A 24,626-nucleotide genomic window follows, 5' to 3' on the forward strand; every position below is an offset into this window, starting at 1 on the left:
AATGCCAAAAGATCAATTAAGTCATAGCGTTAAAGTCGTTTCTCGGTTCCAGAGATCAATCCGTGTAGATACGGATATGTATGATACAGAAGCTTTGGAAGGTTATGTATGTCCTCCATCTGCTTCCAACGCATTAATCTCTATATCCAAACAAGTCGCTTCCGGCCCACAAAGAGCCTTTACACTCACGGGTCCATTTGGGGGCGGTAAATCAAGTTTGGCAGTCGTATTGGGAAGCTTGTTAGGCAAACGACAAGAAAATCATGACAAAGCTTGTTCCGTTTTGGGAGAGCAAACCACCACTCCTCTATTGAATAACTTACCCCGAGGAGAAGATGGATGGATCGTTCTTCCAATCGTAGGCTCCCAACAAACACCTGATGAAGCTATTGTAAATGCCCTAATCAAGTCTGAACTGATTTCAGAAAAAGACAGAAAGAAAGGTGCGCTTACATTATTGGAAGAAATCGCAAATAAAACCTCAGATCAAAATGGTGTAATCCTACTGATCGATGAAATGGGTAAGTTTCTTGAATATGCGGCAACGAATTCAGGTGATCTTTTCTTCTTTCAAGAACTTGCAGAACGTTCTGCTCGACATGAAAAGAAAATAGTTACTGTTGGTTTCTTGCACCAAGCATTTGATCAATATGCCAGCAAGTTAAGTCAAACTGCACGGGATGAATGGGCAAAAATCCAAGGTCGTTTCATCGATATTCCGTTCATTCAAACCCATGATGAAACGGTTGATCTCATTAGTCGCGCAATTGAAGCTGATGAAGTACCTACGAAGTTTCAAAATGTTACCGATGATGTTGCTAATGAAATCATAAAACGTCGACCGGGAACTACAGCCGATCTTTCAAACCGATTATGTGGGGCATGGCCGCTCCATCCTGTGGTTACAGCGTTACTTGGTCCAATCTCACGAAGACGCTTTGGTCAAAACCAACGTAGCACATTTGGTTTTCTCACCTCTGGAGAACCGGGTGCGTTCCAAGAGTTTCTAAGTAAATTCAGTCTTGAAGATAATCAATCCTTCAATCCTGCAAGGCTCTGGGACTACCTCCAACTTAACCTTGAACCACTGATCATTTCTTCACCGGATGGACACAGATGGGCAACGGCAAGTGATGCGATCTCACGGGTGAATAGTTTAGGTAGTGACCTCCATATTTCTTTGGCGAAATCAATTGGCCTAATCGAAGTGTTTCGTGGCCAAACAGGGCTTGTCGCCTCTTCTGAGATTTTGTCTGCATGTCATCCAAACGTTTCTATAAAAGAAGTCGAACAAGCACTTGAAGACCTTCGCAAATGGTCTGCTGCGGTTTATCGAAAACACTTAGGAGCTTTCGCTCTTTTCGAAGGTAGCGATTTCGATATTGAAGCTGCTATTGAAGAAGAAATTTTAAGTGGCTTATCAATTGAATTTGATGACCTTGAAGCTCGGGCTAACTTGCGTCCTGCCGTAGCTAAGAAGCACTATATCAACACGGGTTCATTGCGATGGTTCCGAGTGGAGCTTTGTGAATTCTATGAATTGAAAAAACGTGTTTCAGAATTCAAACCATCAGCCGGAGAAATGGGACTATTCTTATTGGCTCTAACGACTGATGATATTGAGCAAGAAAAGGTTTTTGCAGAAATAACCAAACTCACCAAAACACGAGCTAATTCATCCATTTCGATTGCTGGCCTTCCAAATGCAGATCAAATTCGTTCGTTATCACGCGAAAAGAATGCCTTGGAAAGCATTCTGGAGAACCACCCCGCACTACATGGTGACAGCATTGCACGAAACGAAGTAGACACTCGCATTGGTCAAACTGAACAAGCCCTTGCAGAAGCGTTAAACAATTCGATTTTGCAGGCTGACTGGTATTGGAGAGGTAAATCCCAAGGTATCAAACGTTTAGATACTTTGAGTCAGTTTGCTTCCGAAATTGCTGAAAGCTACTATAGTCAAACTCCAATCATCAGTAGTGAGCTATTAAACCGAGGAAAACCTTCTTCAAGTGCAGCGTCAGCACGACGTTCTCTTATGGAGGTCATGCTGGAACGAGAGCATGAAGAAAACCTTGGATACGAAGGCTTCCCTGCTGATGCTGGTTTGTATTATACGGTTCTCAAGGCTACAGGCTTACATTCCCAAACATCTGATAAACAATGGGAATTCACAGAAAAGAAATGTTCTGACAAGAACCTTCAAAAGCTATTCAAAAAGACTGATGAACTTTTGGATGACGGTCAACTGACAGACCTCACAGAACTATATAATTTGTGGTCATTGCCTCCTTTTGGTTTGGCAAATGGCGTTCTTCCTGTTCTTGCTCTCACATACATGCTTTCAAGACGTTCTGAACTTGCCATTCACTTGCACGGTAAGTTTAGGCCCCGCTGGGAAACGATCATTGTCCATGACATGCTGGCTGATCCTAAGCTTCTGACAGTCCGTAAAACCAAGCTGAGTGGTTTCCGTGAAAAGGTTCTTATAAACCTCCACGAAACAATGGAGCGTTTGCTCAACAAGAAAATCAAGCGAGAAGCTTTTGATGTTGCAAAAGCAATGGTGACTTTCTTCATGCGTTTACCTGAATGGGTCCATGCAACAAATGATTTGTCTGAAGATGCTAAAACTATTCGCGCAATATTAAAATTGGCATCAGACCCGAACAAACTCTTGTTTGAAGACTTAGCGTCAGCGTTTGAAAATGTTGCCGCTGATAACGAAGACATGGGCGCACAGTTGATTGCGCAAAAGGTTGGTGAAGCTCTTTCTGAAATGTCACAAGCTTATCCAACTATGATTCAAGGTCTTAAACAACATTTACTCATTGAAGTTGGTGCCGAAGGTGATGGTTTAACGAACCTTGCAGACCTACAAAATCGGGCAAAAGGCGTTGAAGAAGAAACAGGCGACTTCCGCCTCAAGAGCTTCGCCTCTCGTCTGTCTAATTTCTCAGGTGACAATAATCAGGTTGAAAGCATTGCAGGTCTGGTTGGTGAAGCGATCCCTAAGAAGTGGCGTGATGGCGATTTAAAGAAAGCGAAGATGGAACTGACTGCCATTGCAACCCAGTTCCGCCGTGAAGAAGCTTTAGCCCATGTCAAAACAGACATGTCAGAAGGTCATCAGGCAATCGCTGTAGTGGTTGGAACGGGTAAAGAAGCAGAAACCCATATGGAGTCAGCAAACCTTACTAAGCAGCAAGCCAAAGACGTTCAAATGTATGCTGAACAGTTGAATGATTTGCTTGGTAAACTATCTGATAACAGAACCATCCAGATTGCCACGTTGGCCGAGGCTGGATTAAAGATTATTTCGAGTAAGTAAGTTATGTCAGAAAAAAAAGAAGTGCATGTATTAGGTCTATCTGGTGGTCGTGATTCAGCGGCTCTCGCCATCTACATGCGCGATAACTACCCTGACATCCTGTTACAGTATTTCTTTACTGACACAGGAAGTGAACTCCCGGAAGTGCATTCCTATCTTCATAAACTGAGTGGTTATTTAGGTCAGGAAGTCAAACAACTAAACCCGGATCACGACTTTGATCATTGGTTGCGCCGCTACAATCACTTCTTACCTTCCGCACAAACCCGCTGGTGTACACGCCAGTTAAAACTCAAGCCTTTTGAAGAGTGGGTCAAAAGTGAATATCTGGAAAAAGGATATACGGTATATTCGTATGTCGCCATTCGAGGCGATGAAGATTATCGTGAGGGATACGCTGCGACCGATCCTAACTTGAAAGTGGTTCTACCGTTTCGTGATGATGACATCGACAAGGCTGGTGTTATTGATATTCTTGATTCATCCGGTTTGGGTTTGCCCGATTATTATCGCTGGCGTTCAAGAAGTGGCTGTACATTCTGCTTCTTCCAGCAGAAAATCGAATGGGTTCGTTTGATGCGTGAACACCCAGAAGCTTTTGAACATGCAAAAAGCCTCGAAAAAAATGCCGCTGATCACGGGTGCCCATTTACTTGGACCCAAGGTGAGCCCCTGACAGACCTTGAAAAACCCGAACGTATTCAAGCTATCGAAGATGATTTTGCCAAACGTGTAGAGCGTGAAAAGAAATTGCGCGAACGCTACCCCAACCCTCTTCTGGAAGACTTGGACCCTGAGTTAGAAATTGACGAACTCTACGGTGTCGATGAAGGGGCTGGAGCGTGCGTTGTGTGTCATAAATAGTTTTTTTAGTTGAGCCAAGGCCAAACGTGATCCCAACATAATTCTGCTATATTGCGCCCACGATTTACAACAATACTTTTATTCCACTCTTCAACATTTTCCAAAGGTTGTAACAGCGTTAATCGCGTTCCTTCTCGCATCAATTTTAAAGTAGAGTTTTTAAACACGATACCAGCAGCTTTTGCTTCTTCAACTCTTTGCCGTTGCTCTTCAAGGGTTGCTGCTGAAAAAGCTGAATAGAACTTTTTCTTCTTTTCCCAACTATCATTACCAATAGCAGAATTCTCTTTTGCAGGTAGTAATGCTAAATTTCCAAGGGAGTGGCGTAGAATATTATCAGAATATAACTCATCTGTATTCCATCCTCTCTCAGGCATAGTATCTGGCGCAATATGCTCGACTGTTGCATATGTGTTTGCACACCAAGTCTCATAATTCAAAAAGTTGTTTGCATTTGCATCGTGCCTAACCCCCTCTTTGCTCCATAAACCCGCGTTGATTGGGTCGGGGATTGCTTGGTGTGACGCCGTTAGCACCATGAATCTTACAAGTTCACGAGATTGTTCATATAATGGATTTGCAATCGCTTGGCTTACCCATGTTTCTTTGCTTAGAGATTTAATCTTATGCTCCAATAAAGTTCTAAACGCTGCTTTTAGGTCGTTTGGAGACAGAAGGGGGGTTGAATGATCAACTCCAGCATAGAGACCGTACTTACGCGTTGCTCCTCTACCCGTTTTAGGTGCCATAATGGCTCTAAAATCACTGTCAATGCCTGCGGTTCCCCCAGTAGCCGCCCTTCTTAATACTAAAAAAGCAGTCAAAGATTTCAGAACTCGTACAAAATCATTTTCACCATTTTCTTTTAAATCGGGGTTCCAGTACCTGAACAAAATTGGCAGGGCCAAGCTCGTCTTCATATCACGTATTAAAGACATAAGGAGTTGAACTTCATCAAGGGAAGAAGCCTGATGATACCGGCTCAGTTCTTCGATACCGTTTGGTTCCCAATAGTATCGTCTAAATAATGCTGATTGGGCTACGGCATGAACGAACTTACGAGCGGAGTTAGTTCCGTTTCTTGTAGCTCCGTCATAACTTGTTCTTAGAAAATTTCGTTGTGCTGCAAGGTCCTTTGGGAGTTTTTTACCTTCAAGGTATAGAGCAAATGTTACAATCAAATCTTTTGTTTCATTTTGTTTTTTCGAGGTTTCAGCAAAGCGTTTATCAATATATTTATCAATTATTTTGAAAGCTTCTTCTGATGGAGACCCCGCATATGCCCCATCTTTATTTTCATAGTTAATAACCCGAGGCTTTAGGGTTTCTAAGGCTGTCAGCGGTTCGCCTGTTGTATTAAGAGCATCAAAAATATCAAAGGCAGCAGACTCGTCCTCGGTTATCACTCGCGTTAATACAATACATTTACAGAAATACGCCGAGTAGAGTAATGTTCGAACCAATGGGTGTAATTTATTATTTGAGATGAGTTCTTCAATGGCTCTGCTAGCCTCAGCATCACCTTTCATAAAATCGGTTAAACGTCCCAGAAGTGTCCGACATTGACTGCGACGGAGCCAATCAATATCGAACTGTTCACATTCGCTGTCGTCTGAATACCAAGTGGGATTGTTTAACTGACTGATTAAATTTTGGATGATACTATAATTTACAGCGAGTTTTTCCGCATCAGTCCCTGTCCCTAATGCAGGCGGAGTGTAGATGGTCTTGTCACTATCAAAGTAGTCTGCAAAACCTTCGAGAAATTTTCCAAGAGGGGATGTATATTCTGAATTCGCTGTACTTTTACCTCGTGTATCGCATTTTCGAACCATTCGGGGGAAAGGAAACGATTGTGTTGAGCTTACTCGCTGTGCACCTATTGAGCATTCATATAAATCGTACAGCCTTGTATTGATTTCTTCATTGAGCCAGTCGTTAAGCTCAGCAGGTTCAATTATAGCTTTTTGGTGTCTTATTTCAGCAATCAAAGCACATGCAAAGAGCATTAAAGTAGTCAATCGTTGTTGACCATCAATTACGGCGACCGAAACACCGGAGAAATCGCTTTCTTGGTTTTGTTCTTCCACTAAAATCAAGGTGCCGAGAAATGTAAAAGCATTAGCATCTCCACTTTCAGAGAGCCTGTGGAAACCATTCAGTGAATCAAAATATAAACGTCTAATATTTTCTTCCGACCAATCATACTGACGTTGATATTCAGGAATCACAAAACCTACGCTTCCGTTATATAACATAGCGGTCTCTAACGGACTTGAAGCTTGAGCTTTGAATAAATCTCCTACTTTTTTCATTAATTTGCCCCCACTCATATTCAACACCTTTGTTTAATTTGACCAAAGAGAATTATCATACCCGCAAGAGTAAGGCCAGATAATACACGCTGTGATAGGTGTAAAAGATATTATGTGACTACCTACGTTTCTCCAACGCATCAACCAGCTCAGCAAGAACTTCAAGGTCACCATCAGGAAAGGTTTTGAGGGCATATTGAATTTTTTGTGCAGCTTTTGTGAGTTCTCTTTCCTCAGTCGGAAGTTCACAATCATCGAAAAAAGCCGAAATAGGACATTCGAGCTTCCTTGCAATTTCTTCCAGCGTTCCAATAGATGGGGAAACATGACCGTTTTCTATCTTGGAGATTGTCTCGACTGTTTTCAATGTAGCACGGGCGAGTTTCGCCTGTGTGAAGCCTTTTTGCTTTCGTAGTGCCTTTATGCGGCGACCAATCTGTTTTGTTAGTGAATCCATCATGTGATGGATATTGCTCTAATTATTCAACTTTAACTATTGACGCAATAAGTCATTATTTTTTATTGTCGCAAATATTCAACTTTTCTGATTGCTGAATTTATTCAAGTTCAGATAGGCAGGAGATGAAACTTCAAAAGACCCTCACGGTCATCACGGGGCCAATAATGAGTAATGTGCTACATTTTAAAAATCCAAACACCGGTGAAGTCAAAGTCTTGAAACCCGGTTTCAATTGGTTGGCTTTTGTGTCGCCGCTTCTTTTGGGAATTCCTTTGTTCATACGCCGTCAGTGGATGTTTGCGGTGTTGGCATTGCTGATTTTCCCGGTGACGCTTATCATGGGGGCTATGGCAGGTTTCAAACCAAGCCCGGCTATTACGATTGCTCTACTGTGCAGTGTAGGATTGGGAACGGCATTTGGTTTTCTTGCCCATGAAAATTACATCAAATCACTTATCGGGCGCGGCTTTAAACAAGTAAAACAAGATCAAGAAGATCATTCTCAAATTCAGCAGGAAACGACTGAAAAGCCAAAACGAAGACCCAAAATGGTCATGATCGGCGGGGCATTGACTGGTGTGGTGTTGATAGCTGTAGTGGTCTTTTCGCAAATGAATGACTCGGGTTCATCCTCAATGAAAGTTGATCCAAGCACGGGATTAATCGAACCAAGCCAATATACCATTGATAATCATTACCTCCCGCTTTGCCAGACCAAAATCGCAAACCTCATGCTTAACCCAGAAACGGCTGAGTTTTATGAAGCTGAATACCGCTATTGGGATAAGCCAAGACGCACCAGTATGCGCGGCGATATCACATTAACGGCTTTTGAAAACCTTCCTTCTGATGAACAGGATGAACGTCAGAAAAAAGAAATGGAGAGAGGCGGCTTGGTTTTTGCTCAAAACCTTTCAAACCTGCCCTTGGTGAACTTGAAAGTGCGGGTCAAAGGTCACAACCGCTACGGTCAGATGATTACGAGTTACGGCACCTGTAAGTTCAGGGAACGTGGGCAGCCAACTGCGGAATTGGAGGAATAGAAATATGATGAAATCAATAATGACTGCTATCGCATTTATGACCTTGGCATCAACCGCAAACGCATTTGAATGGTCATCTCAAGCACGAAAAGACTTTGCAGACCTGTGCCATGTACAAGGGTTCGAGAAAAATGTTTGTTCCTGCACGGCATCCGCGATGAAAGCCTACATCCCCGAAGATGGCATCCAAAAATGGATGGCGGATTACAACAGCAATGCCCTGCTTCCAAAGGGGCAAATTCCTTACATTTTCACGGCTTTGGCGTGTCGTAATGGGGATGACTGGCTGCAACGCGCAGGACGCACGGAATAAGAAAAAAGGAAATTTGAAATGAAAACATTACTGATAGCCTTTGCCTTCATACTGGCAACATATAATGCCAATGCAGAAGAAGTACGTGCGGGATGGATCATTGCAGAATTAGAAGACAAATGTATGAAACAACCCGGGGCAACAAGCTCCTTCTGTGGCTGTGCAATCAACAAAATCTTTGATGCAGGATACACAGACAAGCAACTTGAAATTTACCTTGGAGAATTTGACGATAATCAGCGTCATTTGATCAGGAAAATCAATGAATACTTCAAAGCGACGGCTAAGAATTCTTGTGCTTCAAAAAGAGGTTTTGTTCACACCAAGATGTACAATGTATGCAGCGGTTCTTTGGCAGACCAAATGTTTGAGCATGATAAATTCGATTTAAACACTGAGCAGATTTGTAACTGCCGTGCAGAAGAAGGCTTTGAACTCAGCATCACTGATATTCTCTACGATTACTTTACCTCAGATCGAAAACAAACCTTTGCAGGGCATGAAGGTTTAATCGCCATGCTTGAAGGTAAAGATGCTTCGGTGAATAAAAGATGCGGTGGCTTTTGATATGGCTGATTGCGTGGACGACCTTCCCCGTTCATGCAACCAGCGAACAAGAACTACTGGACCCTGACTATTGGCTTGAGCAACAGCGTCAAGCCAACGGTGGGGATCATGATGGTGAACATATCCGCCATCGGGCATTTTACTGTGATGAAGTGAAAAACCAGATCAGCGATACCTTTACGCGAAATGCAAACCGTGTCTGGTCTTTCTCGCAGTTCAAACCGAACGGCTTTATGACAATGACTGATATTCAGAAGTTTGAACGTAAAATGCGCTATGCCTCTGAGTACGCATATAAACAAATCAATAAAATCATGCACAACGGTTCAACCAAATCTGAGTGCGATGCACAGAGTGATGATGCAGTAAAGACAATGGCATGTATTATGAATATCCTGCCGCGTTTTCAGCCTGTTGGCATTAGTATGAAAGAATTCCAAGCTGCTGATTGCGCTTGGCAATTGAACCCAAACCGCCCTTAGCTTGCCAATTCCACAACATGCTGCCACACCCGGGTTTGCAATTTACGAAGCTCTTCCAACCCTGCAAAATATTCACTGCGTTCTTCATTAAGTGCGGTTTTAATAGCCGATTTGGTATCATTAGCAATCTCATTCAGAGCAAACCAGAAGCGAACCCATGCCCCTAAATCTGGTGAAATCCCTTTCGCGAATTGGGAACGAATTGTACTATCTCCATATCCGAATAAATTACTGAAACTATCGGCGTTATCGACAGTTCCAAGGTTACGTAAAACTTCATACAGTTCACGGGTGTCCATCATTTCATCTCCTTGATTTCTAAATATTTATCACCTCAGAACCGTTGTGCTGCCTCGGGAGCAGAAATTGATAAATAAAATCAGATAATTTTTTGAGGAGAAAAAAATGCACCATGAAGACTATGCTTCCAGCATCACTGACAAATACCCATATAGCTTCCACCTAGCCAATGCGCCTAAATTCCCCAAAAAGTCCAAAGCACAAATGGATAAAATGTGGGAGCAGGTTGCTGAGAATAAAAAGGCAAAAACCACACAGGAAGCCTTGCAAGGTTTGATGAAGAACCCGCTTTATCAGAAGAAGGATCAGGCTTATGTCAAGCATGTGCAAGATGAATTCAAACGCGCTTATCCCGGCAATGTACAATATGACGAAACTGGTAAAATGGTTGAGGTAGAATCCGCGATTGGTCCCCATGAGGTTCGTGCCTTCGCTCAGCCGCAACAGGTAAGTGCGGGGCATCCAACTCACTATTCTGAACAAACAGAAAAGGCAATTCGTGAGAAACGATATAGCGGCAATGAAGAAGAAGCCTTTGCCGATATGCAAAATATTCTGATGAAAGACCCGGATGGTTTCAAAAACTTCTCACAAGAAGATCGTGCGGCTTATCAAGCCTACCAGAAGAAACGTCGCCAACATTGGCGACCAGATCGCAAACCTCATGAAGAAGAACAGGTGAAGCGTAACGCCATTGAAGCATCACGGGATGCGGGTGCAGGGACACATATTGTTCCAGAGGCAAAACGCGAGTTCTGGAATAACGCTGCTGATGCTGCACATGGTGCTGTCGTTGTCTCTGGTGGCGGTCAGGATCAACTTGATGCCATTGAGAAGACACGTCAGCGTAAGATGGAAGAAAATCCACTGCCTGACATCTATAAAGGTCGTACACCGGGTCGTTTTGCTGATGATGTTGCCAATCTCAATCCATTGCAGGGAGCGTTAAGTGCTGCTGGTAAAGCGGCAAAGGATTTAGAGAAGATGGGTATTTCAAAGGATGGTCAGCAAATTGGCGGTGCCATTATGGGACTTGTTGGTCTTGGTGGTACTGGTGGAGCCAAACTTGGTGCGGGTGAGATTAAGGATTATCTCGCTAAACGGTTTGGCAAAAACTGGTCAAAACGTCTCACACCTAAAGATGTGGAGGTATTGAACGATCAATTGATCGGTCAAGGGCTTCAAGTTGGGACAAGTGCTAGCATACGTGCTGCTGGAAAAGATGACACGTTTGAGAACTAATCATCACAAGTTAGCCAGTCTTTATCCAATATCATGTTGTTAAAAAATACACATGCGATTTCGCTGAATTTAACAGGAGGAATATTATCATCCAAATTTGACATCCAAAGTGAAACTCTGGCTGTTGCATTATTTTGTGCAGCAGCCTTTTCCCCCCATAGCTGGGCTAACTTCTTATTGGTATCCATGTACCAAAACATTAGGCGAAGTTGGGCACGTAAGTGTGACTGTTCACCTGCTTTTGTAAGCCAATTAAGATGTTCTTTGATGTTCTCCTTACGGCCACCTAATTCATGAAAGCAATTGGCAAAGTTATATTGAGAAGGAACATACCCTGCCTTGGCTGCTTTCTCTAACCAGTCACATGCTTTTTTCCTACTTTTTTCAACAATAATGCCTTCATGGTGCCATTTCCCCATCGCGTTCATGGCTATTGGATCGCCTTGTTCTGCCAGTGAAGGTATGATGGCTTTAGCTTTTTCATAATCACCAGCATCATAGGCTTTGTAGCCATCTATAGCGGTTTGCGCAAAAGTGGTTGGAGCAATTAAAATCGTAAAAATGAAAAGCACAAAACGCATCTTATAGAACCTTTAAATATCCTGAACGGAACTATGGCAGGTTTAGGTGCTTTTTTACAAGAAAACTACTCCACTACCTTCAAATGCGGAACATGGCTGGGTTTGAGACGTGTCTTTTTCTGACCCTATATTTTTCAAACTCATCCTGAATAAATTTTCCGGTCACGATCCCACAATTGAATAACACTTATGACAATGATTTCTAATCATAATCTGTTTTGGCAAAAACAATGATCACCACCGCATTCGGTGGGCAGCATTCCGTATCAAAAGTTGGACTATCTGGAATAGCTAAATCCAGCCCATATTCAAAGGTAGAGCTATCTTTCGGAATTTCTTTCATAATTCGCGAAAAGTTATCGACCTTTTCCAATAACTCTTCCGAGGGAGTTCCGTTTTTTGCCTCAGCATTGAAACGTTTAAGGTCTCCATCCAGAAGGTCTAATTCAATGTACACCCAACCGATTTTGTCACTGCCATAAGGAGAGCTGTCATGCAGGTTAAAGTAAAAGCTTTCTTCATAGCTGACCTTGTTTTTAGGGAACTTTTTGCGCATTTGGTCAGCAAGGTCTTTAAGTACATTCTGGTCTTCGAAACGATGAAGGATGTATTGTTTCCTATCAAATGCGATCTTCTTTTGGTCCAGCATACGTTCCGCATCATTTTCTTGCAGCATTACGCGATTTTGGTTCACATAAAATCCTTCTTCGCAAAAAACTTCCAAGGCATCACAAACATTCATATCATTCCACTCACGGCCCGTGATCGTAAAGGCGATCCAAGACGAGTCATATTTTGTAGTTTGTTTAGTTTCTCGTACTGTCATATCAAGCACCCTTCTGACCAGATGGGGCATTACAATCGCTTTTAACCCGGCGGAAGATGGCCTTAACGAACCGTGGCTTGGCATATTTCTTCTGTTTGCCTGCGAGTGGACGAGAAATCATCTGCTGAAAAGTCAAAATAAGATTGGGGTCAGCATCAATCGAAACCTTGCCTTCCTCGACAAGTTCTTCAATCGCGTAAATCCCTTCGAGTGACATGAGCCAAATCAGGCGGTTCGACCCCACTTGTTGTTCGAACGGAAAAATCCCATCAGTTTCAGGAACCTCTTTCACTAGATTAGCTGGTAAAACTTCATCATGTTCTTGTAGATATTCCCATACTGCTCTTTTGATTTCTTCCTTTAAAGCGTCATCAATTTGAACACTCATAATCCAATTATCCTCATAAATCATAACACCCATCGAGGGCGTTTTCTGACTATGACGTTACCTGTGCAAACCAGTCCGTGCCAATATCTATTTAATTTGAAAAATCAATTGGTTATGATCAAAATAAAACGACAACTACACTTCAAAAAAACACTTGCATGCCTTTTTGAAATATAGATGTCTTCATTTGAAATGTAGTTGGGGAAACCCGGGGGAAATTATGAGGGCAATGACTTGAAGTGAGGTCCGTGTAATCGGTTATTTCGTGCCATTGGTGCCACAGTGATCTTAGAAAATAATGGTCAGTGAAATACAGGTAAAATGAAAATGTTTCCGCAAGTGAAATTCCACCAAGAATATCCTGATCTGATCATCACAGCAGAAATCCCGGTAATTCCGATTGATGATTGTCCGTTGCTTCTTGTGATCAGATATGGCGAAGAACGAGAGGTGGTGACATCGCCCGTGGAAATCACTACGGAATCATTCCCACTGATTTGTGGTGCGATTTGGGATAGGTATCACACAGATCCAAGTCATTTCTGGATAATGGAAGCTTTAGGTCAGTTATCACTGAAAATAAAGGCGTAGCTGGTTAGAAACTCACGCCTATATATTTGAATTATCTAATGCGTTACGAAAATACTATAGTAAGGGAATAACGTAACGTTTTTGTTCTGACAGACACCAATGCCCCCATCCATCTGCGTGAGCTTCTATTCATGATGTCATTTAAAAGGACAAAACCTTTCTTGCCGTGTCATTTAAAACAACACGCCCTTCTTTATGGGAACATCCCCCTTGTTCCCATAAATAGGTATTCCAAAAAATGAACACTTCTTGGAACCCGGCTTGGCCCCAGTGAAAATCGGCCGTACCATGTACAAAAAGTATGTCTGAAAAGTCATTGCTGATTTTTCTTTTTGGAAACGTTTTTTGGAAATGGGGTGTGTTATGTCCAGACTATTCGGTTATTCACGGGTCAGTACAAGCGATCAAGATTGGTCATTGCAAAAAGAAGCACTCTTGAAACACGGGTGTGATGAGCGCGATATTTTTTGTGAGAAAGCTTCCGGTACAAATGTTGATCGCATTGAACTGAACAAGGTTTTGGAGTTATTGCGCTCTGGTGACAAATTGGTGGTTTGGAGGTTGGATCGTCTGTGCCGCAGTCAGATGCAGCTTTTAAAAGTCTCAGAACAGATTGAAGCAAAGGGTGCTGAACTTGTATCCATCATGGATAATATTGATACATCCACTGCAACTGGAAAGTTGTTGTTCTCGATGTTGGGTGCGTTAGCAGAGTTCGAAAAGAACCTCTTAATTGAGCGCACCAAAGCCGGACAGGCAGTCGCCCGTGAGAATGGTAAAACCTTCGGTCGCCCAAAGAAACTAACGACCGCGTTGGCTCGTCAGATTCAGATCGCTCATGATGATCCCTCAACAACAATGATGGATACATGCCGTCATCTGAACATCAGTAAATCAACTTATTACAACGCTCTCAAGGCAGCAGTCTAATCCCGGGGTATGTTTTTTTACTTGGTCGATTTTTTATGACTTTTGATTAAACACGGCCGTACCATTGTCTCAGTTATAAACCTCCCAATAAGAAGGATGAAACACATGGGACAAGATTACCCTTTTAACCATGCCCTCGCGACCAATCGCTGGCATCAGTTCTTTGTTGCAGATGATCCAGAAAACTTGGGCAATTGGCATGATGCGCTTCAAGAAATCTGTAAAGGACCATTTTGCATCGAAGAAGAATATGGTCGGATCGCAGTTCAATCTGATGGTGATGCTGTGCGATTGGCGGCAACACCACACTTACATGTGAATGGTGCAGATCGTCGCATTACTTTTGTGCCGACAGAACGCACGTTCAGTGATCTGTCATATCAAATCCGCAAGAGTTATAGTCAGTTCGATATTCAGGCCAATTACCGTGTTCAGGAAGGTGATGACGACATCGCCTATCTCACGGGACGTATCTTCTTACGTCCGTTCAGTGATGAAGAAGCTGACCTTAAAATGGTTGCCGAAGAGATCGTAGAAGAATACGGCGATCTTGGTGTGGCAGTCCGTTATCTGGATGACCAAAACCGTCTTCTCGATCTGTATGTCGATGGACATTAAAACTGATAGGGCTTCGTTCCCCCCAAAAAAAAATGAAAGGACAGTAAAATGTCTACTTACTACGATTTGGAACCACCAATCTCGATGGAATTAATGAAGACCAAGCAGAATGGGTTTGGTGACTACTACGTTGATTTTGGCGACGATGAGTATGTCATTTTGTCAGTGGATGATGATTGGGCAATTGGATGTACCCGCAATGTGTTTGTCTCCCATAAAAACTGTAGTGAATTCTTTATGGACGAATTTGGTTCAGAACTCATTCCGTTAGATTGAAAGGCGTTCAAAACAAAGCCTTCTGGTTTTTCTTGGCCCCGTTGAATTAATCCGGCCCAATCCAGAAATGTTCCCGCTAGGCTCCACCATTATACAATCAGCCATAGACACGGTGACGTGCTGTGGCTGTTTTGTTTTTACCCCGATGACATATCCGTCAGATCGTCAGAAATGGCGTGTGAACGGTGCTGAAAACGTCTGTGGTGTGATTGCGTCGGAAGTTCGCAAAGCCACTGTACGCCTTGCATTCATGTTCCCGCATAGCTCCACCAAAATTCACAGGTACCGATGCTGCAACGCTCGGTACCTGTTTTACTTTTACCCTTATATTCTGCTGATTACAGACCGTTACAATGACGGTGTATGGACGATTCTTGATGCCGGTTTGAAGGCTATTTTCAATCAGAATCGGCAAAGTGATACACAAAACTGGTACACACCGTGTATCGGGAATGGTCATTATGGCTAATCTCCCCAACCTATATCGGCGTGGAAATATCTGGCGATACCGTCGTCGGGTGCCCCATGATATTCAAGATAATATTGGTCGCAAAGAGTTCCTTAAATCGCTGAATACTGCCGATTACAGTACCGCTGTGCGACGTTATCGAACCGTATGCAATAATGTTGAGCAGATCATCGCCGAAGCCCGTGGAGTGGTTTTAAATGACACAACTGAACGATACACGGTGATACACAAAAGTGATACACACGAACCACAAATCAAAGCTCCACCAACATCCGACGATGACGGTCTCAGAACGTTAATTCAAACGGTCGTAGAGGAAGTATTATCGGTATCTGCACCACGGAAGCCATCCCTCACTCTGGATGAACTGTACCACCGTTATATGGACGATCCGGCACGTTCCAGAAGCAGAAAGACCATCATGACGTATCAATCTGTTTATAACGTGTTGATGGAAATATTTGGTGACGATAAACCGATTGGAGATATTGATCGCGAAGACTGCCGTCAATTCATGAATGTTGTTCGTCACCTGCCTGCAAATGCGAAGAAACGCTTTCCACGGAAATCACTGGTGGAAATATCTGAATTGGCGAAAGAGCGTCGCATGAAACCGATGGCACCACTTACCATCAACAAATATGTCAACAAGTTGTCGGCGATGTTGAATTGGGCTGTGGAAGAAGAATTGTTGGACCATAACCCAGCGATTGGATTGAAAGTCGCCGACCCTATTCATGCCCAGGATAAACGATTGCCGTTCTCAGATCATCAATTGATTAAAATATTTGAAGGGCTAGCTGATAAATTTGGTGCCGAATACTGGGTTCCACACATCGGACTTTATAATGGTCTTCGTTTGAACGAAATCTGTCAGTTGAATGTCGAAGATGTTGTTCAGAAGGATGAAACCTGGTGCTTTAATATTACCTGCGAAACGGATCGTGGGATTGATGACAAAATCTTGAAGACCAAAGCATCGGAACGAGTCATTCCCATTCACCCGCAGTTATTGGAATTGGGTTTTATGCGATATCTGAAACAGTTTGAGAAAAATACCCGTTTAAAATTATTTCCTGATATCAAACTCGGGACCACAGGGTATAGATCAGATACATTCTCCAAGCGGTTCGCCCGATTTCTTAAATCAATTGATGCCGATGCCCCAAAAACATCGTTCCATTCGTTCCGCCACAACTTCCGGGATGCTCTGCGGGAAGCCGATGTGCGGCATGAAATTGCAATGCAATTGGGAGGATGGGCAGACGGATCACGCGGAAAGTCTGCCCAACTGTTTTATGGTAAAGGCTTTACCATAAAGGCTGTTCTGACTGAGCTGAATAAAGTCAGATATGTGATGTTAAATGACATTCGGCCATAACACATCAATGCCTTCAATGACATCATACCCCTTCTCCTTGAGGATTTCTGTCATCTCTTGAGCATGCTGATCGCTCTTGGCCAATAAAGCCATATGATGCCATGTAGGGTCATGACGACAGTCCAGGGAACAGTCGTTGTAAGCTGTTGTAGTGAATTCATCTACTGCCATTTCCAACTTAAGGGATTCGCCTTTACTGACAGAGCACGTCTGAAACGTACCCCAACATGTTTCATGAACATCTGAATGGACGAAAACATATTGGTTCTCGCCATCGTGGGGAAGATGGCTGCGATAAGGGGCTTCTTCGTGATGAATGATTTCTACCATCGGATTTACTCCTTGTTATTTTTTGTGTAACTCGATGGTATTTTGACGCAGCAATGCAAAGAAAGTCGATAAACTTATCTTCAAGTATAGATCGTCAAATACATGGAATTGGATTTTCTTGACGCAGGGATTTTAGTTTTGCGGCTTCTGTATTTTGTCGAGCACCCGCTGTCGGTTTTTCACCCTCTATTAAAATTCCGACAACGGTACAGGCTCTGAATGCATCTGAGTAGCTTGTGTGCTTGATCATAAAATTTCCATTCCAGTGATGAAATAGTTTATCAACTGGTCCCGGATGCGCGAAACAGGTCAATCTTTGGGTTTTTGTGATTTCTAAACCAAGCTCGTCTTTTCCCTTAAAGCCAATCTTTGATGTTGAAACTGGGAAAATCATAAAACCTGCGAATTGATTTCGTCGATTATCTGTCCTTCACGCCCTTCCATTAAAGCGCAGACCTTTCCTGTCGCTTTATAAGGTGCTTTCGTGGCAAGGCTTTTCGCTTTATCAACAAGATCGCTCATCTCGACTACTGGTAAATTTGCCGTTATCAAACGCTCTTTGAGGTTCTCACGCTTTGGATTAACAGCGATCCCATGATCTGTTACCAAAACATCTACTGTATCTCCAGGCGTTGTAATACAGCCTACTTTATCGGCAACTTTCGGATAGCCCCCACCTGTCAGGCGCGTCGTAACCACAGCCAAGCGGGATCCCGCAGCAGTATCTGGATGGCCACCAGGACCACCAATAATCCGTCCGTCACCACCTGTTGTAACATTCACATTGAATTCATGATCAATTTCAGCTGCCCCAAGCAACATAACCCCCAACTGATCCACAATTGCTTCAGAGTTTGCAGGACTCGCATATTTTGAAGCGGACATTGTTTCATGCCAACTGTCTATTTTATATGATTTAACGGCATCTTGGTCAAAGCTTTGAACATTGACGACTCTTTTAAAAATGCCCTTTTTAACGAGATCAATTTGCGATTTTGTTATACCACCAGCGATAAAGTCGCCTTTAATTCCACGCTCTTTCATCATTTCACCAATCTGTTTGGTGACTGCAAGTGAGATCCCACCTGCACCTGTCTGAAAAGAAAAACCCTCTGTCATTACGCCTGCGGCTGCAATTACTTCTGCTGCTTGTTCGGCAACTTTGACACTAACAGGATCGGTAGCAACTTGAGTTGCACCCGATTTGATTCCAGATGCATCGCCGATACTATCAACTTTAACAACATAATCCACTCGACTAGCAGGAATATCGACAACATCCAGAGCTGAAGTTTTCACTTCCTCTGTAATCACGACAACCTTATCGGCATAATCAACATCAACTTTTGGATATCCTAAAGGGCCACAAGCATTTTTACCAATTGCGCCTGAAATATTACCAAACATATCTGCACACGGCGCACCGACAAAAGCAATATCAATTGTATATTCACCAGTTTCAAGAGCCCGAGCTCGACCACCATGTGATTGAAATAGGGCGGGCTCTTTTAACGTTCCATTACAGATTTCATCTGCTACAGGCCCTAGAGCATAATCAGTTCGAATACGTGCGATCACTCCTGATCGAATAAGTTGAACCATAGGTTCATGTACGGGAAAGATTGAACTAATTGCGATGCAAAGGTCTTTAAGTCCTCTATTTTCTGCAACATGCAGAACCTGATTAACAACAGCATCGCCATTTCGTAAATGATGATGAAAAGAAAGTGTCATACCATCAGTTATTTTACATGCATCAAATGCATTTTCTATGCTTCCAAGGACTTTTCTTTCAAAAGCACGATCTGGCGTTTTGTCTATGAGATGAAACAAAACTTCTCTCCAAATTTTATTTGGGTGTTAACAAACGCAGGTATCATCGTTTGTGTTCCTTCGTCTATAATATTCAAGAACCTGCTCCCAAAAAAGCAGTCTATTCAGATTAAAACCTCATAGATGGTTTCTAAATTTGATAGATGCAATTTTGGAAGCAACAGCTCAAGAAGAGTCGTCTTACTTGTACCCTCGCATTTGATCGAAGAATTCCGGCAGGAAGAGGGAAATCTGCGGGATGTAGGTGATCAGAATGAGGAAGAACAGCAGCAGCGACAGCCATGGTAGGGCGGCTTTTACAGCCCAGCCGATGGAATGGCCCGTAATACCAGCGGTGACGAACAGGTTGAGCCCCACGGGTGGCGTGATCATACCGATTTCCATGTTTACCACCATGATGATACCGAGGTGGATCGGATCGATACCCAGCTGGACAGCAATCGGAAACAGGATCGGGGCCATGATCAGGATGATAGCAGACGGTTCCATGAAGTTACCGGCAGCCAGCAGCAGCAGGTTGACCACGATCAGGAAGCCCCACCAGGGCAGACCCCAGCCGACAATATATTCAGCAATAGTGTGCGGGATACGCTCTGTTGTCAGTACATGGGCAAACAGCATGGCATTGGCGATGATGAACAAAAGCATGATAGAAACTTTTGTGGCATCAATCAGGACCTTGCGAATATCCGGATCATTGAAACATTTCGGTAGAGCGATAATGGATTGAACGACGGAGCGCCCAAATGCACTGACAGCATTTTCTCCTTTATGAGACCAGTTCTTGTCTTTAAGAGGTCCCATGTCACGATAGACAAAACAGGATACCCAGAATGCATAAACAGCAGAGACAGCCGCAGCTTCGGTTGGGGATGCGATGCCGCCATAAATGGAACCAAGAACGATCACAATTAACATGATCCCGCCCAAGGCGGACAACAAAGAATTGAATAGTTCCTTGACACCGGGGAAAGGCTCAGACGGTAATTTCATGACGCGTGCAGCGATATAGATGGCAATCATTAGGATCAACCCCATCATGATACCCGGAATAAAACCAGCCATGAACATTTTGGAGGCAGAGACTTCGGTTGCTGCGGAATAAACCAGCATCACGATGGATGGCGGGATCAGGATACCGAGTGTACCGGCGTTGGCGATAACACCGGCACCGAACTTTTCCGGATAGCCGGATTTCACCATACCGGCAATAACGATGGACCCAATAGCGGCCACAGTGGCCGGGCTTGAGCCGGAAACTGCTGCGAACAGCATACAGGCGAGAACCGACGCCATCGCCAAGCCCCCTTTAATATGACCGACAAGCGCAACGGCAAAACGGATAAGACGTTTCGCCACACCACCTGTAGACAGAAAGGCAGACGACAAAATAAAGAAGGGGATTGCCAAGAGGGTATAGTGCTCAGACAGGGCTTCAAATAATTTGAGGGCAACAGAAGCCAACGAGTCACTGGAGAACAACAAAATTGTGCTGACAGAGGATAGGCCGAGTGCAACAGCAATCGGCATGCCTAGGAACATACAGCCGAACAGGGCGATAAACAGGAATGCGATGGTCATTATTTGGCTCCCTCTTTCATTCTATTTTCGTCTTCTTCATCGGAAATGATTTCAGCATCAATCCCGGCTTCTTCCAAAGCTTCTTTGGCTTCATCTGCCATATGCATGGAATGCCATTCACCGGTAGCCAGTTTCTTAAAAACTTCAAGAAAGCGATAACCCAACAGGATAAAACCGATCAGTAGTGGGCCATGAGCAAACCACATGGGCAGGAGCGGTTCTTCCGGGTCAATTTTAAACAAGTCCCACTGCAAGTCTTCCGGGATAAGCCAGAGAAAAACAGCTGGTGTCGGGGTGTCTTCCATGAAGAGACCGATTTTATAGACCTTGGCCAGATAGACCCAAGCGCCCATCAAGATCAGCGCGCAGTAAGCTAAGCAAAGAAGGACGGCAACGATACTGACAATACGTTTTACTTTCGGTGTCAGCAAACGGATGACGGCATCAACACCAATATGGGCCCCGACTTTGACCCCGTAGGACGCACCAAACAGAACAAACCAGGCTGACGCATGAAGGGTAACTTCCTGTGCCCAGTGGATACCGGTGTTAAAGCCAAAACGTAAGACAACTTCGATAAAGACGAGAAGGGTCATGAAAACGAGTAGAAAACTCAGAACACCTTCTTCTAACTGGCGTGTATAATTTGCAACCATCACAGTGCCCTTGAAAAAGTTTGTAAGTTATTTTGGATAAAAAACACCCCTTAGGCGAGTTCGCTCTTCCTAAGGGGTGTTTTAACTGGCAGCTTAGTTATTGGCTGCAATAGCGGCGTCTAAAAGATCTTTACCTACGGCACCTTCAAATTGAGACCAAACCGGCTTCATGGCATCTACCCATTGCTGACGTTCAGCATCAGACAGGTCGAGGATTTTAGAGCGTCCAGATTTTTCAATTGCTTTACGATCACCTGTTGCTTTTTGCGCAGCGATCATATTGCCATGTTCAATTGCTTCATCCAGTGCTTGTTTAACGTCACCACGGATGTCACTTGGCAGGCTGTCCCAGAATTCAGTAGAAGTCACAACCAGATAATCAATCAAGCCGTGATCGGATGCTGTGATGTAGTCCTGAACTTCGAAGAATTTCTTGGAGTAAATGTTAGACCAGGTGTTTTCCTGACCATCGATGGCTTTGGTTTGTAGCAGCGTGAAGACTTCTGAGAATGGCTTTTTAAGTGGAACAGCGTCTACGGCTTCAAACTGTGCAGACAGAACGTCAGAGCTCATGATGCGGAATTTCAGACCGGAAGCATCAGCAGGTACACGCAATGGTTTGGAAGCTGAAATCTGCTTCATACCGTTGTGCAGGTAACCCAGGCCAAGGATGCCTTTTTTCTTCATGGAGCTGAGAAGTTTCTGACCAGCTGGACCTTGTTGGAAACGCTCAGCAGCCGCCATATCTTTAAACAGGAACGGCAGATCGAACAGTTGCAGTTTCTTTGTGTACTTTTTGAATTTCGACAAAGACGGTGCAGCGATCTGAACGTCACCCAACAGCATCGCTTCCAGAACTTTGTTATCACCGTAGAGCTGAGAGCTTGGATAAACCTCAACCTCGACTTTACCGCCAAGACGTTCCGAAACAAGATCACGAAACTTATTGGCCATTTGACCTTTAGGTGTGTTCTCAGCAACAACGTGAGACAGTTTAATTACGATTGGATCAGCAGCTAATGCTACAGTTGAAGTCATCATGGCAGCCGCCATGAAAAGGCCAGCAGTAAGTTTACGCATATTTTTTCCTCCCAATTATGGAAAAGCACCGTATTTTATGACTGATTAAAAAGAACAGGTTATTCATCAATACGACGTTAGAATTACATTAAAGAATGAGATATTCATTCTCTGTTTCATACTGCATAAAGTTACGTTTTAGTGACTGCTGAAACAATAATCATTATTGTCTAACAGCTATATCCAGATTATATACCAAGCATGCAAGGTATGTATTTTTGAAAGAGGCAAAGAGGGGGATGCCTTAAAAGATCAGGCAGCTGATAAGAGAGGTTCTCTAGTTTTTTTGTTGCATACGATCTTAAAATCCCCATCAAAAAGTTCTATACCTTTTTAAGGATATTAACCCTCATCGGCTGTGAAAATTCATAACCTTTAAAGGTTTTTTGAGCGTGCTCATCAAATAAAGCCCTTATTTCTTTGTCTTTAGATTCAAAAATTCTTTTACGATCCTCATTCGGCGCAATAATCGCGCTTCTGAAGCTTTCATATGATTTATAAAAGACAGTATGTATGTACAAAATTTCCTGGTCTTCGCGGAGACCAATTTCTGCACAGCGTTTTATTTGCCGATAGGCATCAGCACGTACTTCTGTTTCGTCTTCGATGAGCTTCATCGTTTCAAAGTAGCTGCCTTGAGCTAAAGGCTCACTAATGTAGATAAGGCCAGTTTCATTGATGATTTCGGAAACGTTTTTCAAGGATGTAAAGCGAATATCTTCAGGAATATGATGAAGACTGTTAAAAAAGATTACGCTGTCGAAGTTACCTTTTTCAAAATCCAGATTTTCAGCACCACCGCAGATATAAGATGCACCGGGCACAGCTTCTGCGGCGTGAGCTTTTTCAAGTTGTAGGGGGGATGGCTCCAAGCCTGTTACAGTTGCCCCAAGCCGGGCCATAAAACGAGTTAATCCTCCATTGCCAGAGCCAATATCGAGGATCTTTTTCCCAGCAAAAACGATGTTTTCTTTGAGAACTTCACTATTCTGTTTTCTATCCATCCTGACATTGTAACAAGATTAATAAGCGAGCTGTCAATTGAGAATTCTATATAATTTATCTATATTTGATATTGAAAAATTATATACTTTTAAAGATGAAATATGTCGTAATTTTATACGTTTGATCGCATGATGGTTGTGGCGATAGCAAAAAATGGAAGACAGTTATGGATGTTAATCAGTTAAAAACATTAATCCATGTGGCGGAGTTGGGAAGCCTGAGTAAAACGGCAGATCGTTTAAATATTGCCCAACCCGCATTGAGCCGACAAATTCGACTTCTTGAAGAGGAGTTGGGTGTACAGGTATTTGAACGACATGGTCGTGGGATGGTGCTAACAAGTATGGGCGCAGAAATACTTGAACATGCAACCCATATCATGAGTGAGATGGATGCTATTAGGAATACGGCCCTGGATGGCAAGTCATCTTTTCGTGGTATTGTGAAAATCGGTGTAACCCCGACAGTCTCTCAAGTCTTAAGCGTGCCACTCGTTCAGAAGATTAGAGAAGCACACCCTCAATTAAAAGTGCGCATCATCCCTGTATTGAGTGGCTTTCTGATTGATTGGCTCAAACGTGGTGATCTGGATGTCATTGTTTCCTACAATCCGCCAGCTCAGCGATCTCTGCGGACCATTCCTATTATGATGGAGAATTTATTTCTCGTTGGTGGCGCAAGCAGTGGCTTAAGTCAGGATAAGGCGGTGCAATTCACTGAGCTTGCTGACAAAGAACTCATTCTGCCTTGTCCGCGTCATGGATTAAGAACTCTGATGGATGAATATGCACGACGGGCGGGAATTGAATTAAATATAAATGTTGAAGTTGATTCATTTTCTGCACTGGTAGGCTTGGCTCAGAATGAACTGGGTGTGACAGTCTTGCCGATTGCCTCTATTCACTCCTTAATTGATCAGGGTGAATTGCGTGTTGCGCCCCTGGTTGATCCAGCACCGGAAAGAAAACTTGTTCTCGCCTTTGCTGCGGATCATTCCATCAACCCTGCTGCACGCTTTGCCGGGGAAGTGATAATTGAGACTGCACGCGATCTTGTGAGGCGAAACCTTTGGTCAGGTCATATGTTAGACGACCCCAAAGGTATATAATTTCCTTATAGCTCCTTTTCAAAATAGATATTTGTTGTATCGATTTATCCTCC

27 protein-coding genes are annotated in these 24,626 nt (G+C 43.3%); 14 read left to right on the forward strand and 13 right to left on the reverse strand.

Going from position 1 to position 24,626, the window contains the following annotated elements; all coding sequences use genetic code 11:
* Position 1 precedes the first annotated feature (1 nt).
* Complete coding sequence (locus tag E4K71_RS00330) at positions 2–3,334, forward strand: hypothetical protein (RefSeq protein ID WP_135074888.1); 3,333 nt, start codon at positions 2–4, stop codon at positions 3,332–3,334.
* A gap of 3 nt (positions 3,335–3,337) precedes the next feature.
* Positions 3,338–4,198 carry a phosphoadenosine phosphosulfate reductase family protein gene (locus E4K71_RS00335; protein ID WP_135074891.1) on the forward strand — a complete coding sequence of 287 codons (861 nt, stop codon included), beginning with the start codon at positions 3,338–3,340 and terminating at the stop codon, positions 4,196–4,198.
* A 5-nt stretch (positions 4,199–4,203) separates the two neighbouring features.
* Here E4K71_RS00335 and E4K71_RS00340 read toward each other — a convergent pair whose 3' ends face one another.
* On the reverse strand, positions 4,204–6,531 hold the full coding sequence (locus tag E4K71_RS00340; RefSeq protein WP_135074894.1) for a DUF262 domain-containing HNH endonuclease family protein: 2,328 nt from the start codon (positions 6,529–6,531) through the stop codon (positions 4,204–4,206).
* A 100-nt stretch (positions 6,532–6,631) separates the two neighbouring features.
* Positions 6,632–6,973 (reverse strand): helix-turn-helix transcriptional regulator, encoded by a 342-nt coding sequence (locus E4K71_RS00345; protein ID WP_135074898.1) that lies wholly within the window; start codon positions 6,971–6,973, stop codon positions 6,632–6,634.
* A gap of 122 nt (positions 6,974–7,095) precedes the next feature.
* Here E4K71_RS00345 and E4K71_RS00350 point away from each other — a divergent pair, with 122 nt between their 5' ends.
* Genes E4K71_RS00350 through E4K71_RS00365 form a run of 4 tightly spaced genes read left to right on the forward strand, consistent with a single transcriptional unit; the run spans position 7,096 to position 9,378 of the window.
* Positions 7,096–8,016 (forward strand): DUF2628 domain-containing protein, encoded by a 921-nt coding sequence (locus E4K71_RS00350; protein ID WP_135074901.1) that lies wholly within the window; start codon positions 7,096–7,098, stop codon positions 8,014–8,016.
* Positions 8,017–8,035: 19 nt separating this feature from the next.
* Positions 8,036–8,329, forward strand: coding sequence for a hypothetical protein (locus E4K71_RS00355; RefSeq protein ID WP_135074904.1), 294 nt, complete (start codon positions 8,036–8,038; stop codon positions 8,327–8,329).
* 18 nt (positions 8,330–8,347) lie between these two features.
* A complete protein-coding gene (locus tag E4K71_RS00360; RefSeq protein ID WP_135074907.1) occupies positions 8,348–8,896 on the forward strand; it encodes a hypothetical protein in 549 nt (182 codons plus the stop codon).
* Positions 8,881–9,378 (forward strand): hypothetical protein, encoded by a 498-nt coding sequence (locus E4K71_RS00365; RefSeq protein ID WP_135074910.1) that lies wholly within the window; start codon positions 8,881–8,883, stop codon positions 9,376–9,378. Before E4K71_RS00360 ends, E4K71_RS00365 begins: the two co-directional genes overlap by 16 nt.
* On the opposite strand, the gene E4K71_RS00370 is transcribed toward E4K71_RS00365, so the two are convergent.
* On the reverse strand, positions 9,375–9,680 hold the full coding sequence (locus tag E4K71_RS00370; RefSeq protein ID WP_135074913.1) for a hypothetical protein: 306 nt from the start codon (positions 9,678–9,680) through the stop codon (positions 9,375–9,377). The two genes, E4K71_RS00365 and E4K71_RS00370, sit on opposite strands and share 4 nt — an antisense overlap.
* Positions 9,681–9,783: 103 nt before the next feature.
* Here E4K71_RS00370 and E4K71_RS00375 point away from each other — a divergent pair, with 103 nt between their 5' ends.
* Positions 9,784–10,920, forward strand: a complete 1,137-nt coding sequence (locus tag E4K71_RS00375) for a hypothetical protein (protein ID WP_135074915.1) — start codon at positions 9,784–9,786, stop codon at positions 10,918–10,920.
* Here E4K71_RS00375 and E4K71_RS00380 read toward each other — a convergent pair.
* The 3 genes from E4K71_RS00380 to E4K71_RS00390 all read right to left on the reverse strand — a co-directional run bounded on the left by E4K71_RS00380 (position 10,917) and on the right by E4K71_RS00390 (position 12,715).
* Positions 10,917–11,501, reverse strand: a complete 585-nt coding sequence (locus E4K71_RS00380; RefSeq protein WP_135074918.1) for a tetratricopeptide repeat protein — start codon at positions 11,499–11,501, stop codon at positions 10,917–10,919. The genes E4K71_RS00375 and E4K71_RS00380 overlap by 4 nt on opposite strands.
* Positions 11,502–11,703: 202 nt before the next feature.
* Complete coding sequence (locus E4K71_RS00385) at positions 11,704–12,327, reverse strand: hypothetical protein (RefSeq protein WP_135074921.1); 624 nt, start codon at positions 12,325–12,327, stop codon at positions 11,704–11,706.
* A 1-nt stretch (position 12,328) separates the two neighbouring features.
* Positions 12,329–12,715, reverse strand: a complete 387-nt coding sequence (locus E4K71_RS00390) for a hypothetical protein (protein WP_135074924.1) — start codon at positions 12,713–12,715, stop codon at positions 12,329–12,331.
* A 327-nt stretch (positions 12,716–13,042) separates the two neighbouring features.
* Here E4K71_RS00390 and E4K71_RS00395 point away from each other — a divergent pair, with 327 nt between their 5' ends.
* The 6 genes from E4K71_RS00395 (at position 13,043) to E4K71_RS00420 (ending at position 16,980) form a co-directional block, all read left to right on the forward strand.
* The gene (locus E4K71_RS00395) at positions 13,043–13,306 is read left to right on the forward strand and encodes a hypothetical protein (RefSeq protein ID WP_135074928.1); all 264 of its coding nucleotides are present in this window, start codon (positions 13,043–13,045) and stop codon (positions 13,304–13,306) included.
* A gap of 363 nt (positions 13,307–13,669) precedes the next feature.
* Positions 13,670–14,236: a recombinase family protein gene (locus tag E4K71_RS00400; RefSeq protein WP_167730156.1), complete on the forward strand. Its 567-nt coding sequence runs from the start codon at positions 13,670–13,672 to the stop codon at positions 14,234–14,236.
* Between the two features lie 105 nt (positions 14,237–14,341).
* Positions 14,342–14,854 carry a hypothetical protein gene (locus tag E4K71_RS00405; protein WP_135074870.1) on the forward strand — a complete coding sequence of 171 codons (513 nt, stop codon included), beginning with the start codon at positions 14,342–14,344 and terminating at the stop codon, positions 14,852–14,854.
* Positions 14,855–14,902: 48 nt separating this feature from the next.
* Complete coding sequence (locus tag E4K71_RS00410; protein ID WP_135074867.1) at positions 14,903–15,130, forward strand: hypothetical protein; 228 nt, start codon at positions 14,903–14,905, stop codon at positions 15,128–15,130.
* Between the two features lie 145 nt (positions 15,131–15,275).
* The gene (locus tag E4K71_RS00415) at positions 15,276–15,599 is read left to right on the forward strand and encodes a hypothetical protein (RefSeq protein WP_135074934.1); all 324 of its coding nucleotides are present in this window, start codon (positions 15,276–15,278) and stop codon (positions 15,597–15,599) included.
* Positions 15,592–16,980 (forward strand): site-specific integrase, encoded by a 1,389-nt coding sequence (locus E4K71_RS00420; protein WP_167730158.1) that lies wholly within the window; start codon positions 15,592–15,594, stop codon positions 16,978–16,980. Before E4K71_RS00415 ends, E4K71_RS00420 begins: the two co-directional genes overlap by 8 nt.
* Here the strand turns inward: E4K71_RS00420 and E4K71_RS00425 are convergent.
* The 7 genes from E4K71_RS00425 to E4K71_RS00455 all read right to left on the reverse strand — a co-directional run bounded on the left by E4K71_RS00425 (position 16,960) and on the right by E4K71_RS00455 (position 23,464).
* Positions 16,960–17,310 carry a hypothetical protein gene (locus E4K71_RS00425; RefSeq protein WP_135074940.1) on the reverse strand — a complete coding sequence of 117 codons (351 nt, stop codon included), beginning with the start codon at positions 17,308–17,310 and terminating at the stop codon, positions 16,960–16,962. The two genes, E4K71_RS00420 and E4K71_RS00425, sit on opposite strands and share 21 nt — an antisense overlap.
* Before the next feature lie 94 nt (positions 17,311–17,404).
* On the reverse strand, positions 17,405–17,704 hold the full coding sequence (locus tag E4K71_RS00430) for a hypothetical protein (RefSeq protein ID WP_135074943.1): 300 nt from the start codon (positions 17,702–17,704) through the stop codon (positions 17,405–17,407).
* Positions 17,701–19,143: a citrate lyase subunit alpha gene (locus tag E4K71_RS00435; RefSeq protein ID WP_167730160.1), complete on the reverse strand. Its 1,443-nt coding sequence runs from the start codon at positions 19,141–19,143 to the stop codon at positions 17,701–17,703. The genes E4K71_RS00430 and E4K71_RS00435 overlap by 4 nt, the downstream gene beginning before the upstream one ends.
* Before the next feature lie 180 nt (positions 19,144–19,323).
* Entirely contained in the window at positions 19,324–20,724 is a 1,401-nt protein-coding gene (locus tag E4K71_RS00440) for a TRAP transporter large permease subunit (RefSeq protein ID WP_135074949.1), read from the reverse strand.
* Complete coding sequence (locus E4K71_RS00445) at positions 20,724–21,380, reverse strand: TRAP transporter small permease (RefSeq protein ID WP_135074952.1); 657 nt, start codon at positions 21,378–21,380, stop codon at positions 20,724–20,726. Before E4K71_RS00445 ends, E4K71_RS00440 begins: the two co-directional genes overlap by 1 nt.
* Before the next feature lie 93 nt (positions 21,381–21,473).
* Complete coding sequence (locus tag E4K71_RS00450) at positions 21,474–22,460, reverse strand: TRAP transporter substrate-binding protein (RefSeq protein ID WP_135074955.1); 987 nt, start codon at positions 22,458–22,460, stop codon at positions 21,474–21,476.
* Positions 22,461–22,783: 323 nt separating this feature from the next.
* A complete protein-coding gene (locus E4K71_RS00455) occupies positions 22,784–23,464 on the reverse strand; it encodes a class I SAM-dependent methyltransferase (protein WP_135074958.1) in 681 nt (226 codons plus the stop codon).
* Between the two features lie 167 nt (positions 23,465–23,631).
* Between E4K71_RS00455 and E4K71_RS00460 the strand changes: the two genes are divergently transcribed.
* Positions 23,632–24,573 carry a LysR substrate-binding domain-containing protein gene (locus tag E4K71_RS00460; protein WP_135074961.1) on the forward strand — a complete coding sequence of 314 codons (942 nt, stop codon included), beginning with the start codon at positions 23,632–23,634 and terminating at the stop codon, positions 24,571–24,573.
* The last annotated feature ends 53 nt before the right edge of the window (positions 24,574–24,626 follow it).

It is taken from the genome of Terasakiella sp. SH-1, from assembly GCF_004564135.1.
In the GTDB taxonomy this organism is placed as follows: Bacteria; Pseudomonadota; Alphaproteobacteria; order Rhodospirillales; family Terasakiellaceae; genus Terasakiella.